The organism is Paenibacillus sp. 481 (assembly GCF_021223605.1).
Classification (GTDB): domain Bacteria; phylum Bacillota; class Bacilli; order Paenibacillales; family Paenibacillaceae; genus Paenibacillus_B.
On record NZ_CP075175.1, the window covers coordinates 368,071 to 383,361 of the forward strand.

The window sequence follows — 15,291 nt, forward strand, 5'->3', positions numbered from 1 at the left end:
GTTACATACATGCTCTGCATGCTAGGCGCCACCTGTAGGCGGCAATCGGAATACATCAATTGGCGAAATAAATCATCAGAAATCAACTTTTGGAAGGAAAAATTGATCTCGTGAAAATAAAGATACATGTTCATTTTATTATTCGGCAAAAGATATTGTCAAGCAATTGACAACATCCCTCTATTCAAGCACTATATATAGCCTATTTTATTGCTTTGAACATTGTTTCGACATCGCTAATCTTATTCCATTTCATCATTCTGTTCTTCCTCCATGGAATGGGCAGCACGCCGTGCCATGTCTAGCGGATAACCACGTCGCATAAGAAAAGCTGTCGTCTTTTGCTTGCGTATAAATGGCTCTCCACTCGTTTGGCGCCATTTCTTACGTGCAGCATGCAGGGCGCTTTCCCACTCTTGATCGGGCTCTACCGCTTCAAGCGCTGAGGCAATATGCTGCTCATGCACGCCTTTCTGCTTTAACTCGTGCTGAATCCATCGCCTTCCTTTATAATGACGCGTCAAGCGTTGCTCCGTCCACTGGTGCGCATACGCTTGGTCGTCAACGAGCAATTGCTGCTGCAAGCGATCAAGCACTTCTATGACGATGCCTTCTTCATATTCCTTCTGGCTTAAATGCTTCGCCATTTCTCCACGAGTGCGGGGCTTTCGCTGTAAATATTTCAACGCCTGAACGTATGCCTTATTTAGCTCATCTGCTCGTAAAATATCTGCTAACGAGGCAACCGACACCTCGTTCCCCTTAAACAATCGATACTTGACCATAACGTCTTCGTGAACATTCAACGAAGAGCTACTATCAAAATGAATCGTATATCTACTTGCTTGCTTAGCGTCACGCTCAACTCGTACAATCGTGACGATACGATCATCACTCATCCTAACATAGCCTCCATCTTAATCTTGACACCGCCTACTTCTCTCGATCATAAATCAGGCAAGGGTTGGATTATGAAGGAACGACACAAGCACCTTCGCATATCGCAGAAGGTGCTTGCACATGACATTCCGTCATTTTATTCTTCGGAATCGAATTCCGCTAAGTCTGCCTCATCATCCTTAGATGCATCTTGGGATACCGTAGTCGTTAAGTTGCTACTTTCACGAATCCTATTTTCGATAACATCTGCAATCGCAACATGCTCTTTCAAAAATTGCTTAGCATTCTCACGGCCTTGACCTAAACGTTCACCGTCATAAGAATACCATGCACCACTCTTCTGAATGATGTCCCTCTCCGTAGCAATATCCACGATGCTACCTTCACGAGAAATACCTTCACCATACATAATATCGATATCCGCTTGTTTGAACGGAGGGGCTACTTTATTCTTAACAACCTTAATACGCGTGCGGTTACCGACCATGTCGTTACCTTGCTTAATCGTCTCTACACGGCGAACGTCTAGACGTACAGTGGAATAGAACTTCAACGCACGTCCACCAGGAGTCGTCTCCGGATTACCGAACATAACGCCTACCTTCTCACGCAACTGGTTAATAAAAATAGTAATCGTCTTCGATTTGCTAATCGCTCCAGACAGCTTACGCAATGCCTGCGACATCAAACGAGCTTGCAAACCAACGTGAGAATCTCCCATGTCGCCTTCAATCTCTGCCTTTGGCACGAGAGCGGCTACGGAGTCAATTACGACAATGTCTACCGCACCACTACGTACAAGTGCTTCAGCGATTTCCAATCCTTGTTCACCTGTATCTGGTTGTGACAGTAGCAATTCGTCAATATTAACGCCAAGTTTACTTGCATATACCGGGTCTAACGCATGCTCCGCATCGATGAAAGCAGCTTGTCCGCCAGTCTTCTGCACTTCCGCAATTGCATGTAAAGCAACCGTTGTCTTACCAGAAGACTCCGGTCCATATATTTCAATAATTCGGCCACGAGGTAATCCCCCTGTGCCGAGTGCAATATCTAATGCTAACGATCCGCTCGACACAACCTCAACTTGCATATGAGTGGATTCGCCGAGTTTCATGATTGAACCTTTACCGAACTGTTTCTCAATTTGACGCAATGCCATTTCTAATGCGGCGCGACGATCTGACACAAACTCACTTCCTTCATTAATCGTTTATGTATTCATCATACCTTGTTTTGTTCGCTTTGCCAAGCATTTTTTCGAACATACATTCGTTTTTTCATCTTACCAAATGATATTTACCCATATTATCCAAAAAATAGATCATGCTCATTTGATTTCACTTTTCATCCTCCCTTCAACGTAAAATCGTATGTACTCAGGTACAAGCTCATTACGATCTCACCTAGCAAAACACGCAAAAAAACCGTAATAAAGCTTGTCAGCTCTATTACGGTTCTTCCGTACACAAAATATACCATTATCCACCATCTAAAGCAATCATTTTGCATGTACGAACCTAAATTAAGAAACTAGAAAACCCTACCGCGCAGCTTGAATAGCATTTAAACGCCGCCACACTCGAACCAACACCGCTTTAGCCGAACGCAAACGTACCATTTCACGGTTTCCGTTTACACGCAGCTGTTCTGTCACGACAGAATGCCCGCGCTCCGCAATAGCGATATAGACGAGTCCTACGGGCTTCCCCTCTTGTGAATCAGGTCCCGCTACGCCCGTAATGGCAACAGCCAAATCAGCTTCAGTCAACGCCAGCACACCTTCTGCCATCGCCGCTGCCGTCTCAGCACTAACCGCTCCCGGAGCACTTTCTCCTTCCAACAACGTTGGTGGAACACCTAGTGCACGCTGTTTCAGCTCGTTAGAATAAGCCACAACCCCACCAGCAAACACTTGAGAGCTTCCTGGAACGGACGTTACTAATTGAGCAAATAGCCCTCCTGTACAGCTTTCTGCTGCGGAGAGCGTTAAACCCAACTCACGCATCCGCGCCACGACAGCCCGCTCTAACGAAATATCTTCCGTCGCAAATATGTACTGACCCACACGGGAACGAATTTCTTCTTCCAAGCGGTTTAGCTTGCGTTCCGCTTCATCTTCGTCAGCGCTCTTCGTGGCAAGCCGAATGAGTACTTCGCCTTCCTTCGCATAAGGAGCTATCGTTGGATCAGCTTGCTGCTCAATCAGATCAATCAGTTCCGCTTCAAGCGCTGATTCACCAATACCAGCGAACTTAAGCATACGAGAATATAGTGAGCTACGTTCTGCAAACACATGCTTCTCTAACCACGGAATGACTTGAAGCTCGAACATAGGCTTCATTTCCTTTGGCGGTCCAGGCAGCATAATATAAGCTACGTCATCCACCAACATAGCGTTCCCGACCGCTAAACCCGCTTCATTATCCAAAGGGTCTGCACCTTCAATGAGCAGTGCTTGACGCCTATTGCTTTCAATCATCGTCACTCCGCGCTCCTGAAAGAAACGCTCCATTTTTTCCATGGAAGGCTCATGATAGCTCATGCTCCGGGCAAACAGCTCAGCCACAACATCTTTCGTTAAATCGTCCATGGTTGGCCCAAGACCGCCAGTGAGCAGCACAATGTCCGCACGTTCACGTGCCGCCTCCAGCACGGAGCGCAGTCTCATTTTATTGTCACCGACGACCGTTTGAAAGTAGACATCTACACCGAGTAGAGCTAATTGCTGTGCAATATATTGCGCATTTGTATTTACGATTTGACCAAGTAGCAGTTCTGTGCCGACTGCAATAATTTCAGCTTTCATGACAAACCCCTTCCCGAAGTATGAGATCATCGCTTTGTTCGTAACAAAATAGGCTTCTACCGTTCTTAATGCCATTCTTTCGAAGCGCATCTTAAACACGAAGAAGCCTATTTAAAAACAATGCGTGCTAAGCATGTTTATGAAAAGTGAAGTACATTTTTATTTTTAACAAAATAATCGACACCCGAATACACAGTAATGATCGCCGCAATCCACATCGCAATAATATCGAACGGGAAATCAATAAATGCAAACGGGAAGTTGTTAAGCAACATCGCAATGATCGCTGTAATTTGCGCAGCTGTTTTCCATTTGCCCCATTTACTAGCCGCAACAACATTACCTTCCAATAATGCCACCTGACGTAATCCTGTGACAGCGAACTCTCGGCTAATGATAACGATAGCGATCCAAGCATCGCACTTCCCCATCGCTACAAGCGAAATAAGCACTGCGGCAACGAGCAGCTTGTCTGCCAATGGATCTAATAACTTACCTAGGTTTGTTACCATCTTGCGCTTACGAGCAATATAGCCGTCCAACCCGTCCGTGCTCGCTGCAATAATGAAGATGAGAGCAGCGATAATTTGATTATACGTGATGTAAAAATCTTCAATTTGTATTGGTGTAAAATAATCAAAATTCACCAACAGGAAGAACATCATAATCGGTACGAGAAAAATACGCACCAAGGTGATCTTGTTCGCTAAATTCACTAATTAGTACCCTCCCCAGCCAGGTCAAACTCAAGCGCATGGATCATTCGCACTTTGGCGATGTCGCCGATGCTAAGATGGCATTTCGCAATGAAACTTCACCGATAAGTTCTGGAATAAGCGAGCAGTTGCTCCTTGAATCACTGAAAACAAAGCTACTGTCATTCATTATTAACAGCTAGCTAGAGTCCTATGTAATTGAGTTACACTGCTCATTCTATCTCATCAAGTATAATACAGCAGCACAACGATAGTCAAAAAAGAAAACAGCCCCCTACTCCTAAACAAAATATCGCTCAGGAAATAAAGGGCCAAAAATCTTGATCGTTAACGGAAATTTGTAAATTGCAAATCAATTTGCAAATCTGCACCTCGCAGCATCTGCATAACTGCTTGCAAATCGTCTTTACTTTTTCCGGTTACACGAATTTGATCACCTTGAATTTGGCTCTTAACTTTCAACTTAGAGTCGCGAATAAGCACATTAATTTTTTTCGCTACGTCCTGTTCGATCCCTTGCTTTAACTTGATACGTTGACGAACAGTACCCGCGGAAGCAGGTTCAATTTTGCCATATTCCATATTTTTAATAGCCAAACCACGCTTAATCATTTTAGATTGCAAAATATCGAGCACGCTAGTCAACTTATATTCGTCGTCTGATGCAACAATCAGTTCTTCCTTCTCGAGTTTAAGACTGCTCTTGCTTCCCTTAAAATCAAAACGAGTCTCAATTTCACGCTCTGCTTGCGTAATTGCGTTATTCATTTCTTGCATGTCAAATTTGGAAACAATATCAAATGCACTTTCAGCCATTATGTACCTCTCCTTATAACGTATTTATGTGAAAATGACAACACAAAGGCATTCCCTTGTGACAAGTCGTCAGCAAAAGAATGCCTTGTGCCTCCATCGTGCTTCTTAAGATTGGCTGCTGACTGGCTGGCGAAACATATCCAATACACCGAGCGCAATATGAGCGAGACCGAACCCTAATATGCCATAACCCCATACACTTGGCGTTAAGTAATAACCTAACAGGCTGACGACGACACCCAAACATGTGACGACCCAACTAACTGCCATGCTTGTAACCTCACTTGTGCAGAGTAACATACCGTACATAGCTATATTCTCCGACAAAGTAAAGTTTAATGCGACAGGACTAATTGGGCATCAGTGAACCAAAGCTTAACCGTGGAAAAAGCAATCTTGCTAATTGTTAGTTCCATTCGTTGCGTTAGTTCCGTTTGTTGCATTCGTGTCATTAGTACCTGTGTTAGACGCTTGCTGCTGTTGTAATGCTTTCGCTTCTTCATACGAAATCCAATTAAACTGCAACGTCTTCGTGCTTGCCTTATCTCCATCTACAACAGCTGTACCTGCTACCGTAATAGCAATTCGATCGGCACGACCAGTTCGCACGTATAATCCGTCTTTGCCTACCTCAAAAGACAACGTTTGCCCATCTTCAATGTTGCCATAATGCAGCTTTTTACCGCTATTGTTCTTTTCTCTAACAGCGAGCCAGCTATGGCCATTGGAAGCCTTGATTTCCAGCTTAATAGGTTCATCTTCCTTCGGCGAAGACACGCTATATGTGTCTGTGCTGCCTGAAGATTTCGTAAGCAAAACAATTGGCGTTTGCTCGGATTCAACTGGATCAGGAGCCTTATCAGGCGCAACAGGAGGCGTTGTTCCACCTGTTGTTTCGCCACCCGTTTGGTTAGGCGGAGTTGCTTTTTCACTTTTTGTAATATTGATATCATCCGTTGACGGATTGCCTAGATCTTTCGATGTTCGGACCATGAAAAAATAAACAATCACAATAATAAGAATAACAAACGACCACATCAATATCGTCGTTGCCCATTTGCCAAATCGATCCGAATGTTGCACGCTCCGTTTTTTACGAACCATCGGTTCTACCGTCGCTTCCGGCTCTGGAGCAGGGATATCTTTCTGATAATATTGCAATATTTCATCAGGGTTCAACCCGACCGTCTCTGCATACGTCTTTACAAATGCACGTACATAGAACGAACCTGGCAGCACCTTGTAATCTCCAGACTCAATCGCCTCCAAATAGCGCTTGCGAATTTTAGTCGCTTCCTGCACATCATCAAGAGACATTCCTTTTTCAAGACGAGCTTTTTTTAATATTTGGCCTAATTCTGACACAACTTCACCTCCCGTATAAAATATTCGTGTCAGTACATGGTAGTTGTAACTTATCTATTATAAATCGTTATAATTAGCTGTAAACGTCTCGTAAGAAATTTCCTCATCTGGTGTATTACGGAGTTCGATAATATAATCAAAATCATCAAATTGATAACGCGTCTCCTGCACAAAAATGTCAGGATGCTCAATCACTTTAGTGGAAGCCATCCCCATAATTTCATGCAATAAAGATTCATGCTTCTCATTCGATCGAATCGTGCTCACAATGCCATCAATAATAAAAACGTTGTTCAAACTCATTTCTTCTTCAGACATCTGACTGCGTACGGTTTGTCGCAACAATGTAGAAGACACAAATGTCCAACGCTTCATAGCACATACGCTACCCGCAATAAGCGATTCCGTCTTACCAACACGCGGCATGCCCCGTAATCCAATAACTTGATGACCCTCTTTTTTAAAGATTTCCCCTAAAAAGTCAACTAATAAACCAAGTTCATCACGCGTAAAGCGAAATGTCTTTTGATCGTCTGAATCCCGCTCTATATATCGACCGTGTCGTACGGCTAAAATATCGACTAATTTGGGCTGTCGCAAGGCGGACACCGTAATATTATCCACTTTCCGCAGCATTTCACCCATAATCTTAATTTTTTCATCATCATCCGTCTGAAGCAGCATGCCGCGAGTTTTGCCCTCAACTCCGTTAATCGTTAAAATGTTAACTTCAAGCATACCGAGCAAAGAGGCAATATCTCCGAGCAAACCTGGACGGTTCTTATGTATTTTATATTCCATATACCACTGTTTGTATTCCATGACACACCTCATCTTCGCTTGTCCGCTTCCATTCTACAACACAACCAACTGAAATTCCACCAAGCAAGTGTAAAAAAATTATCGTTTTACAGTAATTGCATGATCATTTTCACAATTTAACACTAAAAAAAGCGGTCCAAACTGCCCGCTAAAGTCTATCCATTTCATTATAACAGATTACAAGTATAAATGACTATGAAAGTAAACAAACTTGTTACAAATATTGAACGAAAAGGAAAGAAAGCTCCGAAGAGCCTCTTTCCTGCATTCATTACACAAAAAACCAGTAAATTAACGGTTTTGGTCCGCTAATTTGACCATTAAACGAGCAATCGTCTTCCGCTCATCCTCAGACCCCACATCCCACAGCTCTTTGAGCGTACGTTCTTGAGGGTTTTCAGGATTTACTTTTTCATCAAGAAAGGAACCAATTTCATAAGCGAGCTTGGAAATCGTCTCTTCACTCATGCCTAAGCCTTTGGCATTTTGCACGCGCTCACCAAGGAACTTTTTCCATGTGTCAAAACTACGAAGAACAGATGTCATGAGAACGCCTCCCTATAGCTGTTGTTAATGCACTAACAGTCGTAATATGTACGAAAAGAGAGCGTATTATGCGTATTTATGTCTGCCAACCGCCATTTGGACTAATGACTTGTCCAGTAATGTAGCTCGATTCAGGCAGCGCAAGAAAATAAACTAAAGAGGCAATTTCTTCTGGTGACGCCAGCCTGCCCGCAGGAATATCGGATTGCAGCAATGCGCGCTCTTCTGCATTAAGATGTTTAATCATATCTGTCTCAACGACGCCTGGAGCCACAGCATTCACAGTTACGCCTGAAGGTGCCAACTCTTTGGCCAATGCTTTTGTAAAGGCGTTCACGCCACCCTTAGCGGTTGAATACATGACTTCGCAAGATGCCCCCGTCAGGCCCCACACCGAGGATACATTAATAATGCGCCCATACTTTTGCGAAATCATGTGCGGAGCAAACAACTGGGTACACATAAACATGCCTTTTAAATTGATGGCCATATTATCGTCCCACTCTTCTTCGGTTACATCTGTAAATAGACCGTAATGTGCCACCCCAGCGTTGTTCACGAGAATGTCAGGCGTAAATCCGTGCAGCTCAAGCTTTTCCTGCATACGTAACAATTGATCACGTGAACGTAAGTCAGCCGTAACGGTTAGAACGTCTCCACCATACTGCAAGCAACGGCGTGCAACCTCATTAGCCGCTTCATGTGCTTGCAAATAATGAATAATGACTTTCATACCGACGGAAGCGAATCGTTCTGCAACTGCCGATCCAATCCCTCTGCTACCTCCTGTAATGAGTACCGCCGTTTCCCCTAAGGCTTTCAATACAATCTCCCCCTTTTATATAAACAAGGCGCACCCGCTTATGTAGCGGGCGCGCCTGAACATTAAGGCTGCTCCACAATGGAGACGGCCAAACGGCTCCAGTCGAAATGGTCGCGCAAGCGCTCATTTACTTGAGCTAACGTTAACGACTCATATACAGCCAGTATATCAAACAAGTCCCCATCTCGGAACTTGTATTTAGTGAACTCGTTCGCAATGGATTCAGATGAATTGAGCATGCGTAAAAAACCACCAATTCGCTTATTGCGAATCCGGTCAAATGCAGCCTGCTCAAACCCTGTTTCTTTTTGCTGCTCAATAGCGGTACGCACTCGTTCCACCAGTTTATCCGGGTCCTTCGTCTCCCCGCCAATGACAGAGAAAGCATAGTCTGAACTGCAATTATATTCATGACCGAAGCTATCTGAAGTAAGACCCTCTTCATATAAAGCTTGTGCTAACGGTGAACTGCTGCCAAGCAATAAGTCAAGCATGGTGCGAGTTGCTAGTTCATATTGCAGCAATGCTGTGCCTTCAATACGCGGAGGTAGCTCTTTACAACCGAACAAGCATTTAGGCAATGAGACTGGCAGTTTAGAAACGAGACGCGGATTGCGCACGAGTTCTGGTTCTGCTTCAAATAGCCGCGTAATTTCTCCCTGTGGCTCATAAGATTTGGCGGCCTGGTTCTGTCGAACTAGCTCAAATATGGAGGCAGGATCAACTCCTCCGACTACAAATAACAGCATGTTGGAGGGGTGATAAAACGTGTTGTAGCATGCAAACAACGTTTCCTTCGTAATTGTGCCGATAGATTCAATCGTGCCCGCAATATCAATATGTATCGGATGAATATGATACATCGCTTCGATAAGTCCGAAGTAGACACGCCAATCCGCATTATCGCTGTACATATTAATTTCTTGGCCGATAATTCCTTTTTCCTTTTCTACATTCTCATCTGTAAAGTAAGGACGCTGCACGAAATCGATAAGCGTTGTAACATTTGCTTCGATTTGATCTGTCGCTGAAAATAAGTAAACCGTACGGTCAAATGTCGTAAACGCATTTGCCGAAGCCCCTTGTTGTGCGAAAGTGGCGAAAATATCGCCCTCCGGCTCTTCAAACATCTTATGCTCAAGGAAGTGCGCAATGCCGTCTGGCACTTTAACGGCGTCCGCTCCCTTTATTTGAAAATGATTGTCGATAGAACCGTATTTGGTTGAAAAGGTGGCAAACGTCTTTTGGAATCCAGGTTTGGGCAACACATAGACGTCCAGACCATTATCCATACGTTCGTAGTAAATCGTTTCTTGCAGCTGGGAAAATTCACGTTTCTCCATGTTAAACCCCCTCTCGGTTGCGCAAGAAGTATATCGTATCTAGCTGAAACGTATTTGCTGCTGTTTGAATGTGTGCTGTATCGATAGCTTGTATTTGCTCAATGAGTTGTGTGGTTGTACGTTCCCGCCCAGATAAGACGCGGTTAAAGTCAAATCCAATCATCTCAAATGCAGAATCATCAATTTCTCGCAACTGATTCGCAATCATCGCTTTCGTCTGCTCCAATTCAAGTGCTTCAATTTGTCCAGCTTGCAGCGCTTCTAATTGTTCTCGAATAATTCGTACTGCTTTTTCGTAATTATCAAATTCGATACCAGACTGAATGGTGCAAATCCCTTTATGACCATCAAAGCGTGATGAAGCGTAATACGCTAAGCTATTTTTCTCACGAACGTTAACAAATAGCTTGGAATGTGGATAGCCACCTAGTATACCGTTATACAAGAGCGCAGCTGGATAAGCATCGTCCGCATATGTAATCGTGGAACGCAATCCTAAATTAAGCTTACCCTGTGTGACGTCGAGCCGGTCAACGACGACGTTAGGCTCGCCGATGCGCGGAACAGGAATGGCACGAGCATATTTGACTTCCCCTGTACGCTGCAAGCGAAACGTTCGGGAAACAGCTTGCTCGACTTCCGCTAGTGATGTATCACCTACGACATAAATGTCGATGCAAGCACGTTCTAGCAACTGACGATACGTTTCGTACAATACATTCGAATCGATCGACTCTAAATCGCTGCGATTGCCAAGCGGATGCAAACGATACGGTTCATTTTTGCACATTTCCTCCACACATCGTTCGGCGGCATAACGAATTTTATCGTTGACAATTGCCTCAAGTCGTTTACGTAGTGTATCTTTTTCCTCTTGTACATACTTGTTCCGGAATGCTCCACCTTCGATGGCAGGATCGGTGACCGCATTGCCCAAAAATTGAAAGGCTTGCTGCAATAGCGAATCAGCTGCGCTGACGAACTGATCGTTAATGACATCCATCCGGAACTGTATAATTTGGTAGTCGCCTCGTTTATACACATCGAACCCAAAGCCTGCGCCGTACAGCTCATCTAGTCGTTCACGAAAACGTATCGTTTCAGGGTGCTCTGCTGTTCCTCTTCTTAGCACAAACGGTGTAAGTGCAGTCGGTGTTACGGTGTCCTCTTGCAGCGGAATCCCAACGTAAGCGCTGATCGCAAACGTTTTGAAACGCTTAGTAGGCATAACGTGCAAGCGAATACCGTGCACAGAGCCTCGCTCAAAGGTCGGTTTGCTCACGATTTTAACTCCTTTTTATCCGTGCCGAACACGGCTAGTAACATGCTAGGTTATATTCCCTTTGTATCCATTGTATACCTGCATCATCTGCAATGCAAAAAGCGAAGAAGCAAACAGCCGAATACCGACCCTGCTCCTTCGCTCCGTTTACATACAAAATATATGCTTACCAATCGTCTTCACTTGCGGTCGTGTCCAAATCCATTTCGATGTTGCTGTCACCGGATTGAAATAGTACAAGCAACCTCCCGATGGGTCCCATCCGTTAATTGCATCTTGCACTGCTTCTCTAGCCTTCTCATTTGGTGTGAGCCAAATTTGTCCATCAGCTACAGCCGTAAAAGCACGTGGTTGAAAAATAACACCTGACACCGTGTTCGGGAAACTAGGCGACTTAACACGGTTTAATATAACGGCCGCAACCGCAACTTGCCCTTCATACGGCTCGCCGCGCGCCTCACCATATACCGCATTCGCCATCAGCTTTAAATCATTTTCCGAGAACCCTAAATTGTTCGAGCCGCTAAGTCTGCTCGGTTTATTCGGGCTTTTAGACGGAGGCTTTGCTGGTGGTGGCGCTGATTGATTCGATTGGGGACTCCAGTTTTTCGTTGCGTTGACTAGCTTTGTTTTGGTCTTTGTCCCAACGACCCCATCCGATTTCAACCCAAACTTCCATTGAAACCAAGTTACCGCATTTTTTGTAGCTCCGCCGAACACTCCATCAATTTTTCCGTTGTAATAGCCTAAAAATTTAAGCCGTCCTTGCAGTTCAGTAACGTCCTTCCCGCTCGCCCCATATTTAATCGTCGCGCTACTGAACGTTTCCATCGTTTCATTCATTTGTTTGTACTCATACGCGCCGAACAAAGCAAGTACCATGCATAGCGTAATCCAAATGATGCGTTTTCTTCTCATGCCTAACGTCTACCTCTCTCTTGTGAATTTAACAGGATTGGCAACATTATTATGAGATAACGTCATTTGTTCTATGCATTTCCATGCTTTTATTTTTATGTAAGAAAAAGCTTATTACTTGACAGCGGCTTACGATGACTTCTTCGTATGCTGATATTGTTCCCACGTCATTAGCACTTCACGCGGCCGGCTGCCTTCGTGCGGACCGATAATACCTTGCATATTCATATGATCAATAAGTCGGCTGGCACGGTTATAACCTATCCGCATGCGCCGCTGCAACAACGATGCAGAAGCTTGCTGTGCTTCTAGCACCATTTGTACAGCCTGCTCGTATAATTCATCTATTGGTTCGTCAGCAGCTAAGCCGTTCTCATCAATTTCAGGCACAAGATCTTCGTTATATTCAGCCTGACCTTGGTCACGGCAAAAAGTTACGACTGTCTCCACCTCTTGATCGGACAAGAAAGCGCCTTGCACGCGAATCGGTTTGGATGACCCCATCGGCAGGTACAACATATCCCCACGACCAAGCAGCTTTTCAGCGCCAGCCATATCTAGTATTGTACGTGAATCGACTTGCGATGAGACACCAAACGCAATCCGCGAAGGGATGTTCGCTTTTATTACCCCAGTAATAACGTCTACCGATGGACGCTGCGTAGCAATGATGAGGTGTATACCAGCAGCACGGGCCATCTGAGCTAGGCGGCAAATAGCATCCTCTACATCGTTAGCCGCTACCATCATCAAATCAGCCAGCTCGTCCACGATAACGACGATAAACGGCAGCACTTTTTCTTTTTCTTCGGCCACTAAATTGTTATAGCCCTCGATGTTACGTGTACCCGATTTAGAAAATAGTTCATACCGCTTCTCCATCTCCACGACAATCTTCTTCAACGCAAGGGAAGCGCGACGTGGATCGGTTACGACAGGAGCCAACAAATGTGGGATACCATTGTACACATTCAATTCAACCATTTTGGGGTCGATCATTAAAAATTTCACTTCATCAGGCTTTGCCTTATACAGCACGCTCGTAATAATACCGTTAATACAGACCGATTTACCCGAGCCGGTTGCACCTGCAACAAGTAAGTGCGGCATGCGAGCCAAGTTGCCTACAATAGGTGCTCCTGAAATATCACGTCCAAGTGTAATGGATAGCCGTGAAGATGCTTCTAGGAACGTCTGTGTTTCCATCACTTCTCGCATCGTGACGACAGATACTTCATTGTTCGGCACCTCGATACCGATCGCGGATTTCCCTGGAATTGGCGCCTCCATTCGAATGTCCTTTGCGGCTAATGCCAAAGCAATATCATCGGACAAACTCACAATACGGCTAACTTTCACACCAATATCCGGCTGAATCTCGTAACGAGTAACCGCTGGCCCGCGAACGACTTCCAACACTTTTGCTCGCACCCCGAAGCTTTCTAATGTCGCCTCAAGTTTACGTGCGGTTTGCATGTAATCGGCATGATCGCCACCTTTTCCACTTCCTTGCGGCTTAGAAAGCAGCTGGAATGATGGTAATTTGTACGGTTTTGGCGGCGGCTTAGGCGGATCCGACAATTCAGAATGCTCAATTGATTGTTGATCGGTTGCGTCCGTGTTGACTTCCGTCGAGTCATTCGAATGAATGGTCATTGGATCCACTTCTTCTGCATTTGGTGTATGCAAAGAAATGGGGAGGGGTTCCTCCAAATCATCTTCAACATCGTCTTGAGTCGAGGACGAAGCTCGTCCTATATGATGCACTTCATCCATTTCGTGCGCTCGATCTGTCGAATCTGTAGCTGTAAAATCTCTAAACAATGGTGTTGGTTGCTGCAATTCGTTCCCTTGCGTATTTATCTCATCTTCGTTCTGTAGACGATTGTGACGCTCAGCAGCATACGCTTCAGCTACATCCGAGTCGTTCTCATCAGAACGGAATGAACGTGGGCGTTCTGAAAAACGTTTGTCTTTTTCCATATATTCTTCGTCTTCATCCCAATGTTCACGCTGCTTAGCTTTTTTACGCCCTCCAAATAACTGGTAAAAAATAGGCGTTCTTTCGCGATCAAGTAGCTCCTCATCCTCATCTTCATTATCCATATGGTCAGGTAATAGATCTTCATCATCCATCGCCTTGCGTTTGCGGCCTGATTGCACCTTACGCTCGTTCATTCGTGCTCTGCGTTTTTTCATGATCGTAATCGTAATCTTACTTACTTTCGCTCGTATGAGTCGTATGAGCTCGATATATGACATTTGCGTAATAAGCATGAAGCCGATAAACATGAGAACGATGATCAGCAGCTTCGTGCCAAGACCGCCGAACAAAGAAAATAGAACACAATATAGTGCAGCACCTATATAGCCACCACTAATGTCCTTTTGCAGCATGGTCCCTGCGGTTCCAGTTTCGTTCGCATGAATCAGTTCAACTTTTAACGTGTTATGTATGTCTTGAAAAATTCGTCCTGCACTTAATTGCTCCGCTACAGGTAACAGTCGCTGTTCAACAGCAGACATCGTACTGAGCATCGTGAATGCTAATAAAATGCACATTATTCCCGTCTTACGGGGTGTCCAACCGGTCGGCCATTGGCGCTTGATCATGACGACTAATCCCACATATATAAACAAGAGCGGAATAATAAAATACCACTTACCGAGCAAAAGGCCGAACAATTTGGACAACGAACGGCCAAAGGCAGCTTCTCCTGACAATGCGATAATGGAACATGTAATGAGTAAAATACCGTATATTTCATATTTCAAACTTTTGCTAAACGATTGTTTCTTCTTCTTTTTACGAGCCACCGTTCGCTCACCTCCATCTGTTCATCTGTTCATTATAACATAGAACAACCGTTCCTCCCAACCTCCAGAAACGCACAACAAAAAAATAAAGCCGCACTATAATGCGACTTTATTTGACATGACGAACGTTGTTA

At 44.5% G+C, this 15,291-nt stretch carries 14 protein-coding genes; all 14 read right to left on the reverse strand.

What is annotated here, in order from left to right:
* Positions 1-242 precede the first annotated feature (242 nt).
* The 14 genes from KIK04_RS01470 to KIK04_RS01535 all read right to left on the reverse strand — a co-directional run bounded on the left by KIK04_RS01470 (position 243) and on the right by KIK04_RS01535 (position 15,157).
* Positions 243-899 carry a regulatory protein RecX gene (locus KIK04_RS01470; RefSeq protein ID WP_232276586.1) on the reverse strand — a complete coding sequence of 219 codons (657 nt, stop codon included), beginning with the start codon at positions 897-899 and terminating at the stop codon, positions 243-245.
* Between the two features lie 137 nt (positions 900-1,036).
* Positions 1,037-2,089, reverse strand: a complete 1,053-nt coding sequence (recA, locus tag KIK04_RS01475; RefSeq protein ID WP_269670987.1) for a recombinase RecA — start codon at positions 2,087-2,089, stop codon at positions 1,037-1,039.
* A 354-nt stretch (positions 2,090-2,443) separates the two neighbouring features.
* On the reverse strand, positions 2,444-3,709 hold the full coding sequence (locus KIK04_RS01480; protein WP_232278547.1) for a competence/damage-inducible protein A: 1,266 nt from the start codon (positions 3,707-3,709) through the stop codon (positions 2,444-2,446).
* Positions 3,710-3,846: 137 nt separating this feature from the next.
* Positions 3,847-4,425 carry a CDP-diacylglycerol--glycerol-3-phosphate 3-phosphatidyltransferase gene (gene pgsA / locus KIK04_RS01485; protein ID WP_232276587.1) on the reverse strand — a complete coding sequence of 193 codons (579 nt, stop codon included), beginning with the start codon at positions 4,423-4,425 and terminating at the stop codon, positions 3,847-3,849.
* Between the two features lie 327 nt (positions 4,426-4,752).
* Complete coding sequence (locus KIK04_RS01490) at positions 4,753-5,241, reverse strand: YajQ family cyclic di-GMP-binding protein (RefSeq protein WP_442951128.1); 489 nt, start codon at positions 5,239-5,241, stop codon at positions 4,753-4,755.
* A gap of 105 nt (positions 5,242-5,346) precedes the next feature.
* Entirely contained in the window at positions 5,347-5,511 is a 165-nt protein-coding gene (locus tag KIK04_RS01495) for a hypothetical protein (RefSeq protein ID WP_232276588.1), read from the reverse strand.
* Between the two features lie 129 nt (positions 5,512-5,640).
* Positions 5,641-6,606: a helix-turn-helix domain-containing protein gene (locus KIK04_RS01500; protein ID WP_232276589.1), complete on the reverse strand. Its 966-nt coding sequence runs from the start codon at positions 6,604-6,606 to the stop codon at positions 5,641-5,643.
* Positions 6,607-6,663: 57 nt separating this feature from the next.
* Positions 6,664-7,428, reverse strand: coding sequence for a DUF3388 domain-containing protein (locus KIK04_RS01505; RefSeq protein ID WP_232276590.1), 765 nt, complete (start codon positions 7,426-7,428; stop codon positions 6,664-6,666).
* Positions 7,429-7,719: 291 nt separating this feature from the next.
* Complete coding sequence (locus KIK04_RS01510) at positions 7,720-7,974, reverse strand: DUF3243 domain-containing protein (protein ID WP_232276591.1); 255 nt, start codon at positions 7,972-7,974, stop codon at positions 7,720-7,722.
* A gap of 76 nt (positions 7,975-8,050) precedes the next feature.
* A complete protein-coding gene (gene ymfI / locus KIK04_RS01515; RefSeq protein ID WP_232276592.1) occupies positions 8,051-8,797 on the reverse strand; it encodes an elongation factor P 5-aminopentanone reductase in 747 nt (248 codons plus the stop codon).
* A 62-nt stretch (positions 8,798-8,859) separates the two neighbouring features.
* Positions 8,860-10,140: an EF-P 5-aminopentanol modification-associated protein YfmH gene (yfmH, locus tag KIK04_RS01520; RefSeq protein WP_232276593.1), complete on the reverse strand. Its 1,281-nt coding sequence runs from the start codon at positions 10,138-10,140 to the stop codon at positions 8,860-8,862.
* A 1-nt stretch (position 10,141) separates the two neighbouring features.
* Entirely contained in the window at positions 10,142-11,422 is a 1,281-nt protein-coding gene (gene yfmF / locus KIK04_RS01525; RefSeq protein WP_232276594.1) for an EF-P 5-aminopentanol modification-associated protein YfmF, read from the reverse strand.
* 147 nt (positions 11,423-11,569) lie between these two features.
* Positions 11,570-12,340: a spore cortex-lytic enzyme gene (gene sleB, locus KIK04_RS01530; protein ID WP_232276595.1), complete on the reverse strand. Its 771-nt coding sequence runs from the start codon at positions 12,338-12,340 to the stop codon at positions 11,570-11,572.
* Positions 12,341-12,469: 129 nt separating this feature from the next.
* On the reverse strand, positions 12,470-15,157 hold the full coding sequence (locus KIK04_RS01535; protein ID WP_232276596.1) for an FtsK/SpoIIIE family DNA translocase: 2,688 nt from the start codon (positions 15,155-15,157) through the stop codon (positions 12,470-12,472).
* Between the last annotated feature and the right edge of the window lie 134 nt (positions 15,158-15,291).